Source organism: Nocardiopsis akebiae, assembly GCF_018316795.1.
Lineage (GTDB): Bacteria > Actinomycetota > Actinomycetes > Streptosporangiales > Streptosporangiaceae > Nocardiopsis > Nocardiopsis dassonvillei.
On sequence record NZ_CP074132.1, the window covers coordinates 85,994 to 107,955 of the forward strand.

At 72.4% G+C, this 21,962-nt stretch carries 18 protein-coding genes and 1 tRNA gene; 10 read left to right on the forward strand and 9 right to left on the reverse strand.

Features of this window, described 5'->3' with window-relative positions:
- Positions 1-92: 92 nt before the first annotated feature.
- From pheA to KGD83_RS00455, 7 genes are all read right to left on the reverse strand, one after another.
- Positions 93-1,040, reverse strand: coding sequence for a prephenate dehydratase (pheA, locus tag KGD83_RS00425; RefSeq protein WP_212642004.1), 948 nt, complete (start codon positions 1,038-1,040; stop codon positions 93-95).
- 101 nt (positions 1,041-1,141) lie between these two features.
- Positions 1,142-2,425 (reverse strand): DUF4446 family protein, encoded by a 1,284-nt coding sequence (locus tag KGD83_RS00430; RefSeq protein ID WP_249352062.1) that lies wholly within the window; start codon positions 2,423-2,425, stop codon positions 1,142-1,144.
- Between the two features lie 36 nt (positions 2,426-2,461).
- Positions 2,462-3,310, reverse strand: a complete 849-nt coding sequence (locus KGD83_RS00435) for a glycosyltransferase (RefSeq protein WP_212642005.1) — start codon at positions 3,308-3,310, stop codon at positions 2,462-2,464.
- A gap of 11 nt (positions 3,311-3,321) precedes the next feature.
- On the reverse strand, positions 3,322-3,678 hold the full coding sequence (locus KGD83_RS00440) for an STAS domain-containing protein (RefSeq protein WP_013156254.1): 357 nt from the start codon (positions 3,676-3,678) through the stop codon (positions 3,322-3,324).
- Positions 3,679-3,786: 108 nt separating this feature from the next.
- On the reverse strand, positions 3,787-4,401 hold the full coding sequence (locus KGD83_RS00445) for an ATP-binding protein (protein ID WP_212642006.1): 615 nt from the start codon (positions 4,399-4,401) through the stop codon (positions 3,787-3,789).
- 124 nt (positions 4,402-4,525) lie between these two features.
- On the reverse strand, positions 4,526-6,511 hold the full coding sequence (locus KGD83_RS00450) for a sensor histidine kinase (protein ID WP_212642007.1): 1,986 nt from the start codon (positions 6,509-6,511) through the stop codon (positions 4,526-4,528).
- 74 nt (positions 6,512-6,585) lie between these two features.
- Positions 6,586-6,918, reverse strand: a complete 333-nt coding sequence (locus tag KGD83_RS00455) for a rhodanese-like domain-containing protein (protein WP_212642008.1) — start codon at positions 6,916-6,918, stop codon at positions 6,586-6,588.
- Between the two features lie 78 nt (positions 6,919-6,996).
- Between KGD83_RS00455 and KGD83_RS00460 the strand changes: the two genes are divergently transcribed.
- Positions 6,997-7,524 (forward strand): SSI family serine proteinase inhibitor, encoded by a 528-nt coding sequence (locus KGD83_RS00460; protein WP_212642009.1) that lies wholly within the window; start codon positions 6,997-6,999, stop codon positions 7,522-7,524.
- 260 nt (positions 7,525-7,784) lie between these two features.
- Here the strand turns inward: KGD83_RS00460 and KGD83_RS00465 are convergent, their stop codons facing one another.
- Positions 7,785-8,408 (reverse strand): TenA family protein, encoded by a 624-nt coding sequence (locus KGD83_RS00465; protein WP_130395953.1) that lies wholly within the window; start codon positions 8,406-8,408, stop codon positions 7,785-7,787.
- A gap of 350 nt (positions 8,409-8,758) precedes the next feature.
- Between KGD83_RS00465 and KGD83_RS00470 the strand changes: the two genes are divergently transcribed.
- Positions 8,759-11,179, forward strand: coding sequence for a beta-xylosidase/alpha-l-arabinosidase (locus KGD83_RS00470; protein ID WP_212642010.1), 2,421 nt, complete (start codon positions 8,759-8,761; stop codon positions 11,177-11,179).
- Positions 11,180-11,851: 672 nt separating this feature from the next.
- Here the strand turns inward: KGD83_RS00470 and KGD83_RS00475 are convergent.
- Positions 11,852-11,934, reverse strand: a tRNA-Leu gene (locus KGD83_RS00475).
- 230 nt (positions 11,935-12,164) lie between these two features.
- Here KGD83_RS00475 and KGD83_RS00480 point away from each other — a divergent pair.
- The 8 genes from KGD83_RS00480 to KGD83_RS00515 all read left to right on the forward strand — a co-directional run bounded on the left by KGD83_RS00480 (position 12,165) and on the right by KGD83_RS00515 (position 21,848).
- The gene (locus KGD83_RS00480; RefSeq protein WP_449411439.1) at positions 12,165-12,932 is read left to right on the forward strand and encodes an FhaA domain-containing protein; all 768 of its coding nucleotides are present in this window, start codon (positions 12,165-12,167) and stop codon (positions 12,930-12,932) included.
- 257 nt (positions 12,933-13,189) lie between these two features.
- Positions 13,190-13,705: an FHA domain-containing protein FhaB/FipA gene (locus KGD83_RS00485; protein WP_200904095.1), complete on the forward strand. Its 516-nt coding sequence runs from the start codon at positions 13,190-13,192 to the stop codon at positions 13,703-13,705.
- The gene (locus tag KGD83_RS00490) at positions 13,702-15,051 is read left to right on the forward strand and encodes a Stp1/IreP family PP2C-type Ser/Thr phosphatase (protein ID WP_212642011.1); all 1,350 of its coding nucleotides are present in this window, start codon (positions 13,702-13,704) and stop codon (positions 15,049-15,051) included. Before KGD83_RS00485 ends, KGD83_RS00490 begins: the two co-directional genes overlap by 4 nt.
- A 6-nt stretch (positions 15,052-15,057) precedes the next feature.
- Positions 15,058-16,467 (forward strand): FtsW/RodA/SpoVE family cell cycle protein, encoded by a 1,410-nt coding sequence (locus KGD83_RS00495; RefSeq protein WP_212642012.1) that lies wholly within the window; start codon positions 15,058-15,060, stop codon positions 16,465-16,467.
- Complete coding sequence (locus KGD83_RS00500; RefSeq protein WP_212642013.1) at positions 16,464-17,918, forward strand: peptidoglycan D,D-transpeptidase FtsI family protein; 1,455 nt, start codon at positions 16,464-16,466, stop codon at positions 17,916-17,918. The genes KGD83_RS00495 and KGD83_RS00500 overlap by 4 nt, the downstream gene beginning before the upstream one ends.
- Entirely contained in the window at positions 17,918-19,429 is a 1,512-nt protein-coding gene (locus tag KGD83_RS00505) for a serine/threonine-protein kinase (protein WP_212642014.1), read from the forward strand. Before KGD83_RS00500 ends, KGD83_RS00505 begins: the two co-directional genes overlap by 1 nt.
- 78 nt (positions 19,430-19,507) lie before the next feature.
- Positions 19,508-21,349, forward strand: a complete 1,842-nt coding sequence (gene pknB, locus KGD83_RS00510) for a Stk1 family PASTA domain-containing Ser/Thr kinase (RefSeq protein WP_212642015.1) — start codon at positions 19,508-19,510, stop codon at positions 21,347-21,349.
- 244 nt (positions 21,350-21,593) lie between these two features.
- Positions 21,594-21,848 (forward strand): cell division protein CrgA, encoded by a 255-nt coding sequence (locus tag KGD83_RS00515; RefSeq protein WP_013156232.1) that lies wholly within the window; start codon positions 21,594-21,596, stop codon positions 21,846-21,848.
- Positions 21,849-21,962 lie beyond the last annotated feature (114 nt).

Consider the following 21,962-nt stretch of genomic DNA (forward strand, 5'->3'; position numbering starts at 1 on the left):
CCCGGGATCGGGCGGGAGCGGGCGGCCAGCGGTCGGGGCCGCCCGCGCTCGCGCGCCGCGCGGGGAGCCGCCGGCGGAGCCGGGGCCCGGCCTCAGTCGACCTGGCCGACGCGGATGCGCGCCAGCCACTGCTCGGCCTCGGCGAAGTCGGCGTCGGTGGCCGGTCGGGGCCGCAGCGGCGGGTCGTTCTCGGTGGTGCGGCCGCTGCGCGGGTAGCTGCCCAGGAAGCGCACGTCCCGGCAGACCCGACGGATACCCATGAGGGCCTCGCCGACCCGGGCCTCGGCCACGTGACCCTCGGCGTCGATGCAGAAGCAGTAGCTGCCGAGCCGGTCTCCGGTGGGGCGCGACTCCAGCCGGGTGAGGTTGACCCCGCGCACGGCGAACTGGTTGAGGACCTCGATCAGGGCTCCGGGGTGGTCGTCGGCGATGAAGGCGACGAGCGAGGTCAGGTCGGCCCCGGTGGGCGCGGGCAGTACGCCGGGCCGGGACAGGTAGATGAAGCGGGTGGCCGCGTCGGAGCGGTCGCCGATACCCGAGGCCAGGGCGTGCAGGCCGTAGCGCTCCCCGGCGATCACGGCGCAGATGGCCGCGTCGTAGGGCGCGCCGGGCTCGGAGACGGCGCGCGCGGCGGCCGCCGTGGAGGAGACGGTGTGCGTGTCCGCGTCGGGCAGGTTGCGGGAGAGCCAGCCCCGGCACTGGGCGAGGGCGTGGGGGTGGGTGGCCACCCGCTTGACGTCCTCCAGCGCCGTCCCGCCCCGCACGAACAGGGAGAACTCGACCGGGACCGCGGTCTCGCCGGTGACGAGGAGCGGGGCGCCGTTGACGAGTTCGGCGATGGTCGCGGTGACACCGCCCTCGACCGAGTTCTCCAGGGGGACGACTCCGCCGTCGACCGCCCCGGAGCGGACCGCGTCGAAGACCGCGGCGACCCCCTCGCAGGGGACGCGGGCCTCGTCGGGCGCGTCCGGACGCAGGTTGCGCAGCGCGGCTTCGGTGAAGGTGCCCTCGGGGCCGAGGTAGGCGTAGCGGTTGGGCATAGCACCAGGCTATACGGACCGGTGCGCCGGGTGCGGCGGTTCGGGACGCGGTACGGGCCCGCGTCCGGGGTCGGACCGGAGTCCGGGCCGTGTCGGAGCGGTCACCCGCGCGCCTCAGACGCGGGGGCTTCCGTCTCCCGGGCGCCCTTCCCGCCGGTCTCCTCGTAGGCCGGGGCCTCCGGACGCGGCTGGGCGGCCGTGGCGTTCCCGGTGGCCGGGGCCCCGGTGCTCCCCGCCTCGGTGGCGCAGGGCCCCGGCCGCACCGTGACGTTGGCGGAGGCGATCGGCCTGGCCGCTCCGACGCCCGAACGCACGGCCGCGACGGGGGGCCGACGGTCGGCGCCGACGCGCCCGATGGTCCTGCGGATCACGGAGACGAGACCGCGGGGCCCCCGCTCCTCCCGGTCGCCGCCCGGGGCTGCCGGGTTGGCCGGGGCTGTCGGAGCGGTTGAGGCGGGCCGGACTGACGGGTTGGCCGGGGTTGCCGAGGCTCCCTCGTGGCTGTCGGCGGCGACCTCCGTGGCGGCTGGGGTTCCCGTGGCCGAAGCGGCTCCGGCGGCCGGAGCGCCCCGCTGGTCTCCCGTGGCGTTCGAGAAGACCGGAGCCGCGTCCGGTGCCTCGCGGCTGTCGCCCGGGGCGGCCGAGGCTCCCGTGCCGGTTGAGGCCGGTACGACCTCGGAAGCCTCTCGTTCGTCGTCCGCGGCGGGTTCGGTGGCGCGGGCCGTCCGTGCTGACGGGTCCGCCGGAGCCGGTTCCGCGTTCGCCCGGGTCGCGCCCGTGCCGTTCGGGGCGGCTGAGGCTGCCGGAGCGTCCTCTTCCCGCTCCCGGACCGGAGCCGCGTCAACGGCCTCCGCGTCCTCCCTCGCGCCCCGGTCCCCGTCCCGGGACGACGGGGACCCGGGCTCCTCCCGGTCGGCGGACGGGGGCTTCGGCAGTCCTCCGGGGGAGGAGACCCCGTGCGACGAGGGGCTTTCCGCGGTCGCGGCTGCGCCGACGCCCTCCCCGAGGCGGGCCGACCGCACGACCCGGTACTCCTCCGGGCTGAGCAGGGTGTCGCACTCCCCGCCCACCACCGCCTTGGCGTAGGTGCGCGACTCGGTGCGGCCGTTGATGGAGGTGACGACGACGCCGTCGCCCTCGCTGTTGAGCAGCGCCAGGGAGAAGGAGCGGGCGCCGGACATCTCCTCCAGGGCGTCGTAGTGGAGCACCGCCACGTCGCGCACGGCGAAGGGGTCCACGCCCGAGGCGCCGACCGCGGCCGCCCGCTGGGCGAGTGCCCGGGACTCGCTGCCGACCGCACGGGCACTGGACAGCGCGTGCCAGCCGAGGGCGAGCGCGCCCAGTCCCGAGAGCATTCCCGTCAAAGCCAGGATCGTAGTGAACACGGAGCGAGCGTATAGCTACGCAGTGCACCCATGTGGCTACTTCGGGCGGTTTCTCCAAGTCATGTGCCCGATTTTGCGGGACAGTTGCCGTCCCGCCGTGCGCGTGCGCCCACGGGCGCGGTCCCACCCGCGCCGCACGGTGGGCCGAAGTTCGCGCACCGCCAGGGCCCGGGCCACGTCCGCGAACTGGTGGGCCCGGTGCAGCTGTGCGCGCAGGTCGGTGCCGGTGGCCCGGTGCTCCAGCGGCACCTCCACCTCCAGCACCCGGTAGCCCGCCCTCAGCACGTCGATGGTCAGGCCGGTCTCCACGCCGAAGCCGGGGGCCAGCGGCCTGGCCGCCTCGAAGGCCGCGCGCGTGAGGCAGCGCTGTCCGTTTAGGGGCTGCTCGGGCTCCCACCCGGTGGCCTTGCGGACGCCGCCGCGCGCGAGGCGCACCACGAACCCGTGGCCGCCCAGGCGCATGCGGGTCGCGGGGAAGAGGGCGATGGTCATGTCGGCCTTGCCGCCGCGGACCGGTTCGACGAGCGGCGCCGCCTCCGCGGCGGTCGCCTCCAGGTCGGCGTCCAGGAACAGCAGGTGCCGGGGGGAGCGCGGGGCTCCGTCCCCCGCCTCGTGCTCCTCGATGAGCCGGACGCCCTCCGCGCCCGTCTCCATCGCGGCCCCCTTGCCGCGGTTGCGGCTGTGCCTGATCACCCGGGCCCCGGCGTCGAGCGCGAGTTCGGCCGTGCGGTCGGCGGAGCCGTCGTCGACCACGACGACCAGGTCCACCCCGGGCAGTGCGCGGGCGGCCTCGACGGTACTGCCCACGCGCGCCGCCTCGTCCTTGGCGGCGATGACAACGGCGATCGCGGTCCCCTCGGGACCGGCGCCCTCCTCACGAAGCACGCGCGTCCCGTCTACTGGGCGGTGCCGGTTCCCGCGGCCACCGGCAACGCGTCGAGGTCGGGGTGGATGACGAACACCGCGTCGAGCCCGGTCACCTCCAGGACCTTGGTCACCGCGGGCCTGGGAGCCACGAGTTCCAGGTCGCCGTCCTTGTCGCGGGAGCGCTTCATGGCGGAGAGCAGCACGCTGATGCCGGTCGAGTCGCAGAACTCCACACGCGACATGTCGACGACCAGACGTCGCGCCCCGTCCTCCAGGGCTCCGATGAGCTCGTCACGCAACTGGGGTGCCGTGTACAGGTCGATCTCACCGCCAACGGTTACCACCGCGACGTCTTGCTGAGACCGGCTTGATATCTTCAACTCCACAGTCGTGACTGTAGCGGCCCCACCAGCGCCGGGCCACCTCGTTGGCGGTGTTTCGCGACATCGGTGACGTTCCTCCGCGGTGGCGGCGGCGCCCGGCGGCGGCCTGCCTCAGAGCAGGGCGCTGCGGGCCCTGGTGTCCTCGGCGGAGCCCAGCCGCAACTCGACGACGTCGGCGGCGTTCGGGGACGGGTTCGCCCCGAGACCCTCCGGCAGCCCCCGGGTCGTGTCCTCCTCCTCGGCGGCGGAGTCCTCGGCGGGGATCTCCAGGACCGCCCACACCGTGGTGGTGGTCGCGTCCATCTCGGTGCCCCAGCGGCCGGACAGGGACTGGACGATGCCCAGGCCCCGGCCGCCCAGGCCGGAGACCGAGGGGCGCGCCACCCGGGGCATGGTGCTGGAGCCGCCGTCGCGTACGGCGATCTCCACCCAGCCGCACGCCCCCGACCCGTGGTCCACCTCGGCCCGCCAGGACACACCGACGCTGTCCTCGGGGTTCTCGGGGGTGGGCAGGGGACGGGCGTGGCGGAGGGCGTTGCTGACGAGTTCGCTGAGAACGAGGGCCGCGTCGTCCACGCACTCCTCGCTGACGCACATGGCGCGGAGGTCGCGGCAGAGCCGCTGCCTGGCACCGGCCACGGTGGCGGGGGTGTGGGGGAGCGTGACGCTCCGCTCGACCTTGTGCGGGCTGTCCCCCGCGTCGAGTGGGGTGTGGTCTCCTGACACGTCGAAATCCCTGCGCGTTGGTGCTTTCTCGGGCCGTCCGGAACCCGCCCGATGTGTGCCAGCGAATTCCACCAGGGGTGGAAATGCCCCGTTCACCTCGGAAGGAAACCCACCGCGAGGTGAATCACGGCGTACGGCTCGCACGTCGGCGCGGGGAACGCTGACGGGACAGGGGTTCAGGGGTTGGTGAGGTTTTTGTTGTTTCCTGGGACTCAGGTTGCCTGTGGAGCGGTTCGCCGCGCGCGGAGGGCCCCGTGTCCCCGCCGGAGTGCAGCGGAACGGTGAACCGCATGCGCGTCCCGCACTCCAAGCGCTGGGCGGTCACGTCGCCGCCCTGGTCCCTGGCCAGCTGGCGCACGATGTAGAGGCCGAGACCGAACCCGCCGAAGCGGGACTCCTCACCGCGCACCCCGGACTGCACGAAGCGGTCGAAGATCCGCTCCTCGTCGCCCGGGCGCAGCCCCACGCCCTCGTCGTCGACCACGACCGCGACGGCGTCGCCCTCCTTCCGGGCGCTGACGCGCACGGCCCCGCCCCGGGGCGAGAACTTGAGGGCGTTGTCCAGCAGCTGGTCCATGATCATGCTCGTGGCCAGCGGGTCTCCCGCCGTGGGCGGGATGTCGGGCAGGTCGTCCAGGGTGACGTCGTGCCGGTCGGACAGGGGCCGGAAGGCGCTGACCGCCTGCCGCAGCACCTCGGGCAGGTCGAACCGGTCGCGGCCGACCCGCATCTCGCCGCGCGCCACGTCCGAGCCCAGCTGGAGCCGGTCCACCAGCGCGGCCAGGGCAGAGGAGCGCTCCGCGATGGTGCCGACGGCCTGGTACTGCGAGTCCGGGCTGAGCCGGGACCACTTGCGCAGGAGAGTGGTGGCGTAGCCGTGGATGACGGTGATGGGGGTGCGCAGCTCGTGTCCGCTCGTGGCCAGGAACTCCTCGCGCTCGTCCTCCATGGCCTTCTGCGCGGTGATGTCGCGAAAGTCCACCACCCACTCGTGGGTGCGCGGGATCTGCGCCATCAGGATCTCCAGCCAGCGGCCGTCGCGGAGCTTGTGCTTGACGGGCTGGCCGTGGCAGGCGGGCAGAGGGAAGGGCGGGTGGCGCCCCTCCATCACCTCGGCCGGGTAGCCGGTGAGCTCCACCGCCGACCGGTTCCACTTGCGCACCCGGCCGCCGAAGTCGAGCACGGCGATCCCGTCGGCGCTTGAGTCGGCCACGGCCTGTTCGTGGACGCGCTGGCGGTTGAGCTCCTCGTAGGCCAGCGCGTTGCCGATCGCCACCCCGGCGTGCGCGGCGAGCAGTTCGAGCAGCTCCAGCTCCACGTGCCCGACCTTGCGCTGGCTGTAGAGCGCGTAGAGGGCGCCGTAGGGGCGGCCGTGCACGTTGGACACGCCCAGCGCGATGGTGTGCAGCCCGGGCAGGTCGGCCCAGACCAGGTCCTGGAGGCCGCGGGTGTCCTCGTTGGCCAGCAGCACGGACTTGCCGCTGCGCAGCAGCTCGCCGAACAGGCTGTCGTCCAGCGCCGAGCTGAACCCCTGGAGGTCCTCCGACAGCTCCGAGATGCTGACCAGCTCCACGCGGTCCTCGTTGAGCAGGACGAAGCCGCCCGCGTCCGCCCCGGTGAGCTCGGTGATGCCGCGGGATATGCGGTCGAGCACGGTCTTGAGGCTGAGGTCGGCGTTGATGTCGACGACCACGTCGGTGAGCCGCCGCACGAGGCGGGCCCGCTCCATCGCCGAGGAGCGGGCCCGCACGTCGCTGTCGGAGGGGTAGAGGTTGAGCACCCACCCGGCCACGCCGCCGTCGGCGCCGGGCACCCGGTTGGTGTTGATCCGCACGTCGACGACCGCGCCGTCCCTGCGCACCCGGCGGGTGTGGATGGACAGCGGGGTTCCGGCGCGCACGTGTTCGAGCACCGCGCCGTGCTCGGCCCTCAGCTCGGCGGGGACGATCGGCAGCTCGCCCCCGAGCACCTCCTCCGCACGCCAGCCGAACAACCGCTCGGCGGCCGGGTTCCAGAGGGTGACTCGGAGTTCGCTGTCGACGCAGACCACCGCGTCCGCTGAGGCGGCCAGCACGGCTTCGGCGCTGAGGGGCGCGCGCTCGGAACTCACGACGTCATAGTGCCACCCGGAAGCGGCCCGGGGGCAGGGCTTTGCGCAATCGGAGCCAAATCGGCTCCCGCGCGCTAGATCACCCGGGGCTCCGCGCCGCCCTCCGCGGCCATGTCGCGTCCGGCGTGCTGCCAGGCCTGCATGCCGCCGGAGACGTTGACCGCGTCCCACCCGGCCTGGTTCATCGCCGTGACGGCCTGCGCCGAGCGGCCCCCCACCCGGCAGACGACGTAGACCCGCTGGTCGCGCGGGATCTCGCCCGCGCGCTCGTTGAGCTGGCCGAGCGGGATGTGCGTCGCGTCGGGCGCGTGGCCCGCGTTCCACTCGTCGTCCTCGCGGACGTCGAGGAGGTAGGCGCCCTCGGGCACCTCGGTGGCGTTGGCCTCCGGAACACCGCTGCCGAACATGTGACCCCCTGTATCCGTGTACTCCGAAAAATGTGAGAAGCGGGGGAACCCGTCGGAAACCCCCCGCGTCCGAACTGTATGGCTCAGCACACCTTCGCGACGGCCCTGCCGGTCCGCCTCGCCGCCCTCGCAGCCCTTGGCCTGCTCCTCACGGCCTGCGGCAACGAACCCGCCGAGGTGAACGCACCCGAGTCCGCACCCGACGACACCAGCTCCTCCGCCTCCGACGCGGCCTCCCCGTCCCCGGGGGAGAACGGCGGCGGGGAGGCCGAGACCAGCCTCACCATCGAACGCACCCTCAGCGGGGACGAGGGCCTGGAGCCCGCGGAGGGCTACGAGGAGGGGGTGTGGACCCTCACCTGCTCCCCCGCGGGCGGCGACCACCCCGACCCCGAGGCGGCCTGCGCCGAGATCGAGGCGGTCGGCACCGGCCCCTTCAGCAGCGGCGACACCTCCGACACGATGTGCACGATGCAGGTGGGCGGCCCCGAGGTCGTCCACGTGACCGGGCACGTCGGCGGGACCGAGGTCGACACCGAGTTCAACAAGCGCAACGGCTGCGAGATCGAGCGCTTCGAGACCCTGTCCACGGTACTCAACCCCTGACGGGGCGGCACCCGACGGCAGAGCGGGGAGCCGGGCCGCGCCGCCCGGCTCCCCGTGGCGCGTGCGCCGTTCGTCCACAGGCAGCGGAAGGGGATCGCTTCCGAAGGGCCGACCGGGAGACCATGGACACGGGGGCGCGTGGGGCGCCCGTCGGCGGAACCCGGTCCCCCCGCATCAAGGCTAGGCGCCCGCCGACAAGCGGCACCGGAACGTTCTCCGTGCTGTGGACGACCGCGGGCCCCGTCGCGCGTGCGCGCGGTTCAGGCGGTGCGCGCGGTGTGGGGCGTGTCCCAGAAGGCGACCTCGTGGCGCATGCCCTCCAGGAAGAGGCGCTCGGCGCGCGCGGGCTCCGGGGCGGCCTCCTCCAGCATCCGCCCGTAGTGCTCGGTGAGGGTGGTGAACTCCGGGTCGGCGTAGGTGTCGACCCACCGGCGGTAGCGCGGCTCCTCCGGGCGGCTCTCGGCGAGGGCGAGCCCGAGCTGGTTGTAGCCCCACATGCACGGGTACACCGCGGCGAGCCCGTCGCGGTAGTCGGCGGCGGCGTCGAGCAGCCAGGCGGTGTAGGCCGCGCACGCCGGGCCCTTGTCCCGGGTGGTCAGGTCGGCGCCGAACTCCCCGGACAGGGAGCGGTGCAGCTCCAGTTCCTCGTTGAGGGTGCTGTGCGCGATGCCCACCAGGTCGGCGAGGTGCCCGTCGGGGGCCTGCCAGGCCAGCCGGGAGAAGGCCCGCGCGTAGTCGAGCAGGTAGAGGTGGTCCTGCTCCAGCCAGTACCGGAAGGCGCGCTCGTCGAGGTCGCCCCGGGCGATCCCGGCGACGGTCGGGTGCGCCAGCTGCTCGGCGACCAGCGGCCGCCCGATCTCATGGAGTCGTTCGAGAATTCCCACGCCCGAAGTGTCCCATCCGCCCCTTCGGAGATTCCGGGCGGCCCGCACGGCCCGCGCGGCTGGCCCCGGTCGCCTTTCCGAAAGTTTCGGACTCCTCCGGGTTCCCCTGGACGCGGCTGACGAAACCCCTTCTCCGCTGCCCACAGGCCCTCCCCGCGACACTGCAGGCCACCACCTTCCTGTGACGCATATCTCTCGCGGGGGTTGACCTGCCTACCGCGACTACGTACATTCTCCGTCAGTAAGTTTCGATACTAGATTCGAAAGTTTCGAAGTTCCATGGCGCGCGGGCCACCACCCGGACACACCACTCCCCCGCATCCCCACTGAGCACAGAAAGGCCCACCCACATGACCGGACCCTCGGAACACGTCGCGGACCGGGAGGCCGCCGACCACGGTTGGCGGAACCCCTCCCTCCCCGGCGCGACGCGCGTCGAGCGACTGCTGGGATCGATGACCCTGGAGGAGAAGGTCGCCCAGCTTCACGGTGTGTGGGTGAGCGCGGACGCCTCCGGCGAGGCCGTCGCACCGCACCAGCACGACCTCACCCAGGAGCCCCCCGCCTGGGACAAGGTCATCGAGCACGGCCTCGGCCAGCTCACCCGGCCCTTCGGCACCGCCCCGGTCGACCCCGCCGCCGGCCGGGCGTCGCTGGCCCGCAGCCAGCGGGAGATCATGGCCGCCAACCGCTTCGGCATCCCGGCCCTGGCCCACGAGGAGTGCCTGGCCGGGTTCGCCGCCTGGACCGCGACGATCTACCCGGTCCCCCTGGCCTGGGGCGCCAGCTTCGACCCCGACCTGGTCGAGCGGATGGCCGCGCAGATCGGCGCGAGCATGCGCCGGGTCGGCGTCCACCAGGGCCTGGCCCCCGTCCTGGACGTTTCCCGCGATCCCCGCTGGGGCCGCACCGAGGAGACCATCGGCGAGGACCCCCACCTCGTGGCCACCGTGGGCACCGCCTACGTGCGCGGCCTCCAGTCCGCCGGGATCGTGGCCACCCTCAAGCACTTCACGGGCTACTCGGCCTCCCGCGGCGGCCGCAACCTCGCGCCGGTCTCGATCGGCCCGCGCGAGTTCGCCGACGTCCTGCTGCCCCCCTTCGAGATGGCCGTGCGCGACGGAGGCGCCGGGTCGGTCATGTCCGCCTACAACGACAACGACGGGGTGCCCGCCGCCGCGGACACGCGCCTGCTCACCGGCCTGCTGCGCGACCAGTGGGGCTTCGAGGGCACCGTGGTGGCCGACTACTTCGGCGTCGCCTTCCTCCAGACCCTGCACCGCGTCGCCGACTCCGCCGAGCGGGCCGGCGCCCTGGCCCTGAGCGCGGGCGTGGACGTCGAACTGCCCACCGTGCACTGCTACGGCGACCGGCTCACCGCCCTGGTCCGCTCGGGCGAGGTGCCCGAGGAGCTGGTCGACCGGGCAGCCCGGCGCGTGCTGACGCAGAAGTGCCAGTTGGGCCTGCTCGACGCCGACTGGGCCCCGGAGCCCGGGGACCCCGCCGCCCCCGTGGACCTGGACCCCGCCGAACACCGCGCGCTGGCCCGCGAACTCGCCGAGCGCTCGGTGGTCCTGCTCTCCAACACCGACGACGCGCTCCCCCTGGCCGACACCGGGGACCTGGCCCTGGTCGGTCCGCTCTCCGACACCGCCGACGCCGTGCTCGGCTGCTACTCCTTCCCCGCCCACGTGGGCAGGCGCCACCCCGGCACCGCCGTCGGCGTGGAGATCCCCACCCTGCTGGAGTCCCTGAGCGCCGAACTGCCCGGCGTCCGTGTCGAGCACCGCGCCGGGTGCTCGGTGGACGGCGACTCCACCGACGGCTTCGCCGAGGCCGTGTCGGCGGCCGGGCGCGCCCGGGTGTGCGTGGCCGTGGTGGGCGACCGCTCCGACCTGTTCGGCCGGGGCACCTCCGGCGAGGGCTGCGACGCCGAGGACCTGCGCCTTCCCGGGGTCCAGCAGGAGCTCCTGGAGGCCCTGGCCGACACCGGCACCCCCGTGGTCGCGGTGGTGGTGTCCGGACGGCCCTACGCGCTGGGCCCGGTCGCCGACCGGCTGGCCGCCGTCGTCCAGGCCTTCCTGCCCGGCGAGGAGGGCATGCCCGCCGTGGCGGGGGTGCTCTCGGGCAGGGTCAACCCCAGCGGACGCCTGCCGGTGTCCGTGCCGCGCGCGCCCGGCGGCCAGCCGACCACCTACCTGGGCCCGGACCTGGCCCACCGCAGCGAGGTCAGCTCGGTGGACCCCACCCCTCGCCACCCCTTCGGCCACGGCCTGTCCTACACACGGTTCGTCTGGGAGGACCCGCGCGTGGACACGGGCGCCGTCCGACCGGAGGAGGTACCCCGGGTGGGCACCGACGGCGAGGTCACCGTCGGCTGCACCGTCCGCAACGTCGGCGGCGCCGCCGGGACCGAGGTCGTCCAGCTCTACCTGCACGACCCCGTCGCCCAGGTGGCCAGGCCCCGCAGACAGCTGATCGGCTACGCGCGGGTGCACCTGGAGCCCGGGGAGGCGCGGGCGGTGGACTTCTCCGTCCACGCCGACCTGGCCTCCTACACCGGCCCGGACGGTCGGCGCCTCGTCGAACCCGGCCGCCTGGAGCTGCTGCTGTCCGCGTCCAGCGAGGACGTCCGGCACACCGTGCCGGTCCTGCTCGACGGGCCCACGCGCGCCGTGGACCACACCCGGCGCCTGGCGTGCGGTGTCCGACTCGACCCCGTCGACCAGCCCGGCGGGTCCGACTGGAGGGAGGTGGCCGCACGCGGCTGAGCGCCGGGGGTCCGCGGTCCCGCCCGCGTCGCCCTCGTGGTGACCGGGAACACCGCCCGCTTCCACGCGGAGGCGCTGCCGTCCCTGCCGGACCGGACCGGGCCGGGTTCGTCGTCGACGTCGACACGCGCCCCGGACGTGTCTCCGGGACGCGGGGTACCGGCAGCCCGCCGACGACGGCTCGGCAGAGCACCGCTCCTCCGATCGGATCGAGGCCTCACCGGAACGGGTCTCGATCTGCGAACGGCTGGAGTGGGTGACCGAGAGGGGAGAGGGAGGACCGGAGCCGAGGACACGGGCGCCGGGACCGGGCCGGGCGGGGACGCCGCCCGGTTCCGGTCCGTGGCGCGCTCCCGGTCCGGCCGCGGGACCGGGGAGGAGACCAGAGGAAGCGGGAAACCGGTGGAGGGGTCGAACGACCCTCGCCGGATAACCTGACGCCACCGGGGTACGAAGAAGTCGTGCCCCAAGACTGACCGCGAGCGGCGACCCGCGCCGACCGGGGGCACGGGGGTCGCCTCCCGAGAAAGAGATCGCGGGCTGCCGCGAGCCGACCGGAGGTGGGCGAGCAGCGACCCGCGCCGACCGGGGGCACGGGGGTCGCCCCCCGAAAAAGAGATCGCGGGCTGCCGCGAGCCGACCGGAGGTCGGCGAGCAGCAACCCGCGCAACGTGGGCGAGGAGGGATTTGAACCCTCACATCCTTTCGGACACACGGACCTGAACCGTGCGCGTCTACCGTTCCGCCACCCGCCCGAGTGACATGCCATTCAGTTGTGTTGCCAGGTGAACCGGGCTTTTCGGCCGTTTCCCCCTGGCGACATGCATAAGGCTAGCACGGTCTGAAGGTGGGTCGCACACGCTTTTCGGACCACCGGTCCGCGGCCCCCGGGCGGCCGTCCCGGGGGTGCGCCTGAAACCAGGGGCACCTTGACCCGGTTACGATCGTCTACACATACGAAGTGGAGTACAAAGGGAGGTACCTCGTGGGAGTGCTCCAACGCTTCGAGCGCAGGCTTGAGGGCATGATCGAAGGCACCTTCGCGATGGCCTTCAAGTCCGAGCTCCAACCGGTCGAGGTGGCGAGCGCCGTCCAGCGTGAGATGGACGAGCGGGCGGCCATCGTCGCCCAGGGCCGCACCCTGGTTCCGAACGACTTCATCGTCGAGCTGGCCAGCAGCGACAAGGAGCGCCTCGAAGTCTACGCCGACAGCCTGGGGCAGGAGCTGTCCAAGCTGGCACGCGACTACGCGACGGAGCAGGGCTACTCCTTCGTCGGGCCGGTCCGCGTGCACTTCAGGTCCGACGAAGGCCTCAAGACCGGCCGCTTCCGCATCCGTTCCGGCGTCGTGCGCGGCACCATGGTCGGCAAGGACGGCGAGGTCCGCCAGCCCGTCGGCGACCCCGGCCCGAGCGGGGGCCAGCAGCAGGCCGGGCGTCCGCGCCTGCTGATCTCCCCCGGCGGCGCCGCCGCCGAGGGCGCCATCGCCAGCCACGGGATGCAGCAGTCCTTCGAGCTGACCACCCCGGTCACCCTCCTGGGCCGCGGCACCGACTGCGACCTGCGCCTGGTCGACAACGGCGTCTCCCGTCACCACGTGGAGATCCGGCTGGACGGCGACGAGGCCGTCCTCGTGGACAAGGGGTCCACGAACGGGACCTTCGTCAACGGACAACAGGTCAGGCAGGCCCGCCTGGTGGACGGCAGCAGGATCAGCCTCGGCCGCACGACCATGACGTTCCGCCGCGACTGACGTCCGGCGGCGGAACCGGAAAACCAACGCGGTTCCGCCGGCGTCTGACAAGGGGCGGGCCGGGCTCAGGCCCGCTGTCGGACATCCGGCCGGGAAGGTAGTCTCCGCGAAGACCTGACCGATCGGGCACAATGGCCGCGGCCGCAGGCCGCGTCCAGCGACCTCGAGACTCACCGACCCGAAGGTGGGCAGACACGGTGGCGGCGCAGATGACCGCCATCCCGGCCGAAGCACGACAGGGGCTGAAGAGCAGTTCGATGTCCAACTTGACCCTCATACTGATCAAGATCGTGTATCTCGCGGGGCTTTGGCTGTTCGTCCTCACCGCGATCGGTGTGATCCGCACGGATCTCTTCGGCTCCAAGAAGAAGCCCCGGAGGAAACCGCGCCCGGCGGCGCCGCGCCGGGACCAGGACCCCTCCGCGTCGTACTCGTCGGCGCAGCCCGCCCGGCCGCCGCGGCAGCCCCGCGCGCGCCGGAACGAGCCCACGGCCCTGGTCGTCACCCAGGGGTCGCTCAAGGGCACCAGCGTCGACCTCGCCTCGCAGCCCATCCTCATCGGACGCGCCCCGGACTCCACGCTCGTCATCACCGACGACTACGCGTCCGGCCGCCACGCGCGCGTCTACTCCGACAACGGCCGCTGGTTCGTCGAGGACCTGAACTCGACGAACGGCACCTACCTCGGCCAGCAGAAGCTGAACCGCCCCCAGCCCATCACGGTGGGACAGCCCATCCGTATCGGCAAAACCGTCCTGGAACTGCGCAAATGACAATCGCTCTCCGATACGCGGCGTACTCCGACGTAGGATGCCTCCGCGAAGGCAACGAAGACTCCGGCTACGCCGGCCAGAACCTCCTCGCGGTCGCCGACGGCATGGGCGGTTACGCGGGCGGCGAGGTGGCCAGCTCCATCGCGATCTCCTCGATCCGCCGCCTCGACTCCGAGCCGCCCCGGTCCGACGAGATGGCCGAGGTGCTCCAGCGCGCCGTCGAACAGGCCAACGCCTCCCTGTCGCGCAGGATCATGGAGGAGCCCCAGCTGGAGAACATGGGCACCACCCTGACCGCCATGCTCTGGGCCGGTCCGCGGGTGGCGCTCATCCACATCGGCGACTCCCGCGCCTACCTCATGCGCGGCCCCCGCTTCGAGCAGATCACCCACGACCACACCCTGGTGCAGACCCTGGTGGACGAGGGCAAGATCACCGAGGAGGAGGTCGCCACCCACCCGCAGCGCTCCCTCATCCTGCGCGCCCTGGACGGCAAGAGCCCGGTCGACCCCGACATCTCCATCAGCGAGGCCAAGGCGGGCGACCGCTACCTGCTCTGCTCCGACGGGCTCTCCGGCGTGGTCAGCAAGAAGACCATCCACGAGACCCTCGCCACCGAGGCCGACCCGCGCGGCGCGGCCAAGAAGCTCATCGAGTTGGCCATCCGCGGAGGCGGCCCGGACAACATCACCGCGGTCGTCGCCGACGTCATCGAGGCCGAGACCGACGGCGAGGGGCCCACCCGCACCTCCCAGGTGGTCGGCGCAGCCGACCAGCGCCGCGAGAACGTCGACCAGGGCAACGACACACCCGCCAGACGGGCGCAGGAACTGCGCGGGGGATCCGGCGACACCGCGGAGATGGACCCCGTCCGCGACGAACCCGGCCCGGACGCCTACGCCGCGGGCGGCGCCTACCAGGAGCCCTACAACGACGACTACGACGACTACGAGGCCCCGCCGGCCGACCGGCAGGGCCGTCCCGAACCCGAGTACCGCCGCAGGCGCTGGTGGCCGATGGTGCTGGTGTTCGTGGTCGTGGTCGCCGTCGTCGCGGGAGCCACGTACTACTTCGGCAGCCGCTACGTGAACAGCCAGTACTACGTGGGCCCCTCCCCCTCGGGGGACACCGTCAGCATCTACCAGGGCATCAACACCGACATCGCGGGCTTCAGCCTGTCGGAGGAGGTGGAGGAGACCCGGATCACCCTGGACTCGCTCTCGGAGGCCGACCGCGGCTCGGTGGAGAACACCCTGCCCGCGGAGAGCCTGGACGACGCCCGGGCGAGCGTGGACGTGCTGAGCGAGGGCACGTCCGGGTCCCGGGCCGAGGAAGGGTCCGGGTGAGCCCGCGTGAGTAAGGCTTCCGAACCCGAGGCTCCCACCGCGCTGCCGCCCGTCAAGAGGCGCAACGCCGAACTGGTCCTCATCCTCTTCGCCATCGTCATCACCATGGCGGGCATCGCGATCGCGGGCGTCAACCTCAACGGCCAGGTCCCCGGCGCGATGTGGACGGTGGGCCTGACCTTCGCGGCCCTGTCCGCCGCCGCGCACGTGGCGATGCGCTTCGTGGCGCCCTACGCCGACCCGCTGATCCTGCCCTGCACGCTGTTCCTCAACGGGATCGGCGTGGCGATGATCTGGCGGATCCAGGCCGGCGAGGCCGAGGACATCGAGCGCGCCGGGGCCGGTTCGCAGGTGATGTGGACCGCGGTCGGCCTGGTCCTGTGCTTCCTCATCATCATCTTCCTCAAGGACCCCAGGGTCCTCCAGCGCTACACCTACATCAGCGGCCTGGTCGCTATCATCCTGCTCGCCCTGCCCATCATCCCCGGCCTGGGCCAGGAGGTGTACGGCGCCCGGCTGTGGATCGGCATCGGGCCGTTCACCATGCAGCCGTCGGAGTTCGCCAAGATCGCCCTGGTGATCTTCCTGGCGTCCTATCTGATGAGCAAACGCCAGGTCCTGCAGATCGTCGGCAAGCCGATCAAGGTCGGCCGCTTCACGCTCATCGAACTGCCCCGGGCGCGCGACCTGGCGCCGCTCCTGGTCGGCTGGGTGCTGGCCATCGGCATGCTGGTGCTCCTGCGCGACCTGGGCACCTCGCTGCTGCTGTTCGGCACGTTCCTGGCGATGCTGTACGTGGCCACCCAGCGCTCCTCGTGGGTGACCATCGGCCTCGTCCTGTTCGTCGGCGGCGCGTTCGTGGCCTACCTGCTGTTCTGGCACGTCCAGGCCCGCGTCAACATCTGGTTCAACGCCTTCGACCAGGAGGTCTACGACGCGGTCGGCGGCAGCGCGCAGCTGGTGCAGGGATTGGTGGCCATGGCCTACGGCGGCCTCTTCGGCACCGGCCTCGGCGCGGGGCAGCTGTACGACACCTTCGCCGCCGACAGCGACCTCATCCTCGCCACGGTCGGCGAGGAGCTGGGCGTGACCGGCCTGCTCGCCATCCTCATGGTGCTCGGCCTGTTGGTGGAGCGCGGCATGCGCATGGCGCTCGCGACCACCGGCGCGTTCAACAAGCTGCTGGCCAGCGGTGTCGCCTTCCTTCTCGCCTACCAGGTCTTCATCGTCCTGGGCGGCCTGACCCGGGTGATCCCGCTGACCGGCTCGACCACGCCCTTCATGGCGGCGGGCGGCTCCGCGCTGATGGCGAACTGGATCATGATAGGGATCCTGCTCCGCATCAGTGACAACGCCAGGCGCCCGGCACCGCAGGCCATCCAGGACGAGGGCGCGACACAGGTGATCCAACGATGAACACACCGATCCGCAGACTCAGCATCTTCGCCTTCCTGCTGATCCTGATCCTGATGGCCAACGTCACCTGGCTCCAGGGCTTCCAGGCGCAGGCGATCAAGGACGACCCGCTCAACCGGCGCCAGTTCACCGAACGGCTCAGCGAGGCCCGCGGTCCCATCCTGGTAGCGGACGACAACGTGGCCTACTCGGAGGACATCGCCGACGACGGCCAGTCCCCCCAGTACCAGCGCATGTACCAGGGCGGCGGACTGTACACGCCGATCGTCGGGTCCTTCCGCACCTACGGCGCCTCGGGCATCGAACTCACCGAGAACTCGCTCCTCGACGGCACCGACGACCGGCTCGCGGTGCGCAACTTCCGCGACATCATCACCGGCCGCGAGCCCGAGGGCGCCCAGGTCCAGCTCACCCTGGACCCGGAGGTGCAGCAGGCGGGCTACGAGGCCTTCCAGGGCCTGGGCGACAAGAACGGCGCGGCCGTGGCGCTCGACCCCAGCACGGGGGCGATCCTCGGCGCGGTGTCCTACCCGTCCTACGACGCCAACGAGGTCGTCAGCGTCACCGACACCGAGGCGGCCGTGGCCAACTACACGGAGTTGGAGGCCGACCCGCGCAAGCCGCTGCTCAACCGGGCCCTCCACGAGTTCTACCCGCCGGGTTCGACGTTCAAGGTGGTGACCGCCGCGGCGGCCATGGAGCACATGGGCGCCACCCCGGAGAGCACCCAGGAGGCGCCCGACGTGCTGGAGCTGGGCGGCACGCTGCCCAACGCCACGCCGGGCGGGACCTGCAACGGCGGCCAGCCCGACACCCTGGCGCACTCGATCCAGATCTCGTGCAACACCTCGATGGCCAACTGGGCGATCGAGATGGGGGGCGAGGCCCTGTCGGAGCAGGCCACCGCGTTCGGGTTCAACCGCGAGGAGGAGCTGACGGTCCCGCTGCCGGTGATCCCGAGCAGCGCACCGGCGGAGACCGACCGCAACATCCTGGGCCGCGCCGGCATCGGCCAGTCCAACGTGCAGGCGACCCCGCTCCAGATGGCGATGGTCGCCGCGGGCGTGGCCAACTCGGGTGAGGTCATGAAGCCCTACGCGGTGGACACCGTGCGCGACTCGGACCTGTCCGTGGTCACCCAGACCAGCCCGGAGAGCTACTCGCAGGCGGTCAGCGCCAGCACGGCCGAGGACCTCACCGAGATGATGACCCTGGTCACCGGCCCGGGCGGCTCGGGTACCAACGCGGCCATCTCCGGTATGGAGGTCGCGGGCAAGACCGGTACGGCCGAGACCGGTGAAGGAAACCCCACCCACAACTGGTTCATCGGCTTCGCCCCGGCTGACGACCCGCAGGTCGCGGTCGCGGTCGTGGTCGAGTTCGGCGGCGGCAGCGGCAACGAGCTGGCCGCGCCGATCGCCCGGCAGATGATGGAGGCAGTGGTTCAGTAGTGAGCGCCTACGAACCGTCTTCCCAGAACGGTCCCGGTGACCTCACCGGGACCGTTCTGAGCGACCGCTACCGCCTGGAGGAGCAGGTGGGCTCCGGTGGCATGGGCACGGTCTGGAAGGCCACCGACACCCTGCTCAACCGGCCCGTGGCGGTCAAACTGCTGCACCCCTCCCAGATGGCCGAGCCGACGGCCAGGGAGCGGTTCCGCACCGAGGGCCGCATCACCGCCGGCCTCTCCCACCCCGGGATCGCCCAGGTCTACGACTACGGCGAGGAGAACGGCCGCGCCTTCCTGATCATGGAACTCGTGGTCGGCGAACCGCTCTCGCAGGTCCTGCGCGAGCAGGGCCACCTCAGCGCGGACCAGACCCTGGACTTCGTGTACCAGGCGGCCAAGGCCCTGGCCGCCGCGCACGCGCGCGGCGTGGTGCACCGCGACATCAAGCCGGGCAACCTGCTGGTCACCCCGGACGGCCAGCTCAAGCTGACCGACTTCGGCATCGCCCGCGGCGACATGTCGGTCACCCTCACGCAGACCGGCATGGTCATGGGGACCGCCCAGTACATCTCCCCCGAGCAGGCCTCGGGCAGGCCCGCGACCTCCTCCTCGGACCTGTACGCCCTCGGCGTGGTGGCCTACGAGTGCCTGGCCGGAACACCGCCGTTCACCGGCGACACCCCGGTGGCGCTCGCTCTGGCGCACACCCGCGAGGAGCCGCCGGAGCTGCCCGAGGACGTGCCCGACGACGTCGACCACCTGGTGTCCTCCCTGCTGCTGAAGGAGCCCGAGGACCGCCCCGCCTCGGCCAGCGAGGTCGCGCACACGGCCGCGGTGATCCGCTCCAACGCCGGAACCGGTCCGCCCACGCCCTCCACCGGGTTCCAGGGCATGGCGCAGACCGCCGTGGTGGGAGCGGTGACCGGGCCCGGCTCGGGCGCGATGACGCACCGGACCGGGGGTCAGCCGACCACCGTCGCCGGTCAGGAGGACGCGTCGGCTAGGCTGGCCGGGGCACCGGAGCGCCGCCGCGTCAGCGTGCCCGTGATCATCGCGGCCGCGGCCGCGGCGATCATCATCGCGGCCGCGGTGGTGGCCGGATTCCTGTCCAACGGGAGGTCCGAGGTGGGCAACATGCGCGACACCGTCGACCCTCCCGCGGCGCCCCCTTCGTCCTCCCCGGAGGAGACCGAGGAGCCCGTGGAGTCCGCCCCGGCGGACGTCCCCGCGGCTCCGGAGGGCGACACCGGCTGGAACACGCAGCCGCAGGACCCGGTGGGGAGTCCGAGCCCCCCTCCGGACGAGGAGGCCGAGGAGAGCGACGCCCCCGAAGACGGTGAGGACGACGACTCCGAGGGCGGCCAGAGCCCTCCACCCGACCCCGGCACGGGTGAGCCCCAGGATCCCCCGCCGAACAACGGCGGGGGAGACAACGGTGGCGGCGATGACGGCGGCAGCGGCGGCAACAACGGCGGCGGAAACGGCGGCGGAGAAGAAGTAGGCACCACCTAGAGACCGTGAGCGAGAGACGTTCAGGGTAGGCGGCGGCCCGCGGGCGGCCTCCGGAAGACACGAGGATCACTACACGACATGTCCCAGCCCCGGCTCCTCGGCGGACGCTACGAGCTCGACACCATCGTCGGGCGTGGCGGCATGGCCGAGGTCTACCGCGCACGCGACCTGCGTCTCGACCGGCTCGTCGCCATCAAGACCCTCCGACACGACATGGCCCGGGACCACATCTTCCAGGCCAGGTTCAGACGGGAGGCGCAGTCCGCCGCCTCCCTGAACCACCCGGCCATCATCGCGGTGTACGACACCGGCGAGGACATGATCGACGGGGTGTCCATCCCCTACATCGTCATGGAGTACGTGGACGGGCGGACCCTGAAGGAGCTGCTGGACGACGACCGACGCCTCCTGCCGGAGCGCTCGGCGGAGCTGGTCGACGGCATCCTCAAGGCTCTGGAGTACAGCCACGACAACGGGATCGTCCACCGCGACATCAAGCCCGCGAACGTGATGCTGACCCGCAACGCCGACGTCAAGGTGATGGACTTCGGCATCGCGCGGTCCATGGACGACAACCAGGCGACGATGACGCAGGCCTCGCAGGTCATCGGCACCGCCCAGTACCTGTCCCCCGAGCAGGCGCGCGGTGAGCGGGTGGACCCGCGCAGCGACATCTACTCCACCGGCTGCGTGCTCTACGAGCTGCTCACGGGCCGTCCGCCGTTCACGGGCGACTCTCCCGTCTCGATCGCCTACCAGCACGTGCGCGAGGAGCCGGTCCCCCCGAGCGAGATCGACCCCCAGATCCCCCACTGGCTGGAGGACGTCACCCTCCGGGCGATGACCAAGAACCGCGAGGAGCGGTACCAGAACGCGGCCGAGATGCGCGCCGACATCCAGCGCGGCCTGGCGGGGATGCCCACCCAGGCGGGCACCATGGCCATGGCCGCCGCCGGCGCCACGACGGCGATGCCGCCCGCGCCCGCCGAACGGTACGACGACTACGACGACTACGACGACGACTACGACGACCGGTACGACGACCGCGGGAAGGACGGCCGCGGCAAGACCGCGCTGTGGGTCCTGCTGGGCGTCGGCGTGATCGCCTCCCTGATCCTGGTGTTCGTGCTGATGAACCTGGGCGGAGGGGATTCCGAGACGCAGACGGCCGCGGTACCGGACGTGGCGGGGTCCACCGTCGCGGAGGCCCAGTCCTCCCTCAGCGAGGCGGGCTTCGAGAGCGTCACCCAGGAGCAGCAGGCGAGCCAGGACGTCGAGGAGGGCCAGGTCATCGAGACCGACCCGCCCGCCGGCGACGAGGTCCCGGTGGACGAGGAGATCGTCCTGTACGTCTCCAGCGGCCCGGACGCCCTGGAGATCCCGTCCGTGCAGGGCCAGTCCGAGTCCGACGCGACCGGCACGCTGAACGACGCGGGCTTCGAGAACGTCACCTCAGAGCAGAGGGCGGACGACAGCGTGCCCGAGGGACAGGCCATCGGCACCGACCCGGCCGCCGGGGAGTCGGTCGCACCGGACACAGACATCACGCTGCTGATCTCCTCGGGCCCCGACCAGGTGCAGGTGCCCGACCTGGTCGGCATGACCCGCGAGGGCGCGGAGTCGGCGCTGGCGCAGAGGGACCTGAGCGCCTCCTTCTCCGAGGAGCCGAGCGGGGAGGGCCCGGTCGGCACGGTCATCCGGCAGGACCCGGGGGCGGGGCAGAACGTGGCTCCCGGGAGCACGGTGAACGTCGTGCTCGCCACCGAACCGGCCACGGAGGGGCCGACGGACGGCGACGACGGCGGCGAGTCCCCTCCGGGTGAGGGCGGGGAGTCCCCTCCCGACGGCGAGGACGGGGGCCAGACCCCGCCCGGCGGCGACGACGGCGGCTTCGATTTCCCGTCCATGCGCAGGGACTGAGCGGACCGGACGTGACGGCGGGCCGTTCCGTGCGACAGCACGGGGCGGCCCGCCTTCGTGTGCGGGGCCCGTCCGGGGCGGAGGTCGGCCGCCGTGGACGGGTCCCCCGGGCTGTACTGGGGCGATCCGGCGCCCCCGGAAACCGACGCGGAACCGGTGCCCTCCCGCCGGTGACGGGGGCTCCCCCCGGGGCGTAGACTGTGTTCTCGTTCAGGAACCCGCCCCACGTACTGGAGCAGCGACCGTGCCCAAGTCCCGCAGCGATCGCAAGAAGAAGGCCGTCTACACGCCGCCTCCTTCGAAGGAGAAGCCCAAGGTCAGTCCGCGCTGGCTGGCCCCGGCGATGCTCGGCTTCTTCACGCTGGGCATCCTGTGGATCGCCGTCTACTACATCGCGGGCAGCCAGATCCCCTACATGCAGGACTGGCAGAACTGGAACCTGCTGATCGGCTTCAGCGGCATCATCGTGGCCGTCATCCTTTCCACGCGCTGGCACTGACCCCCGGCCGGGCGGTCGGAGCGCCCGGCGACGACGGCGGACCCTTTCTCCGGGTGCTCTCCACTGGCATGTCCGCACCCGGCTGAACAGCAGCGACACGGGTTTTCCACAGAG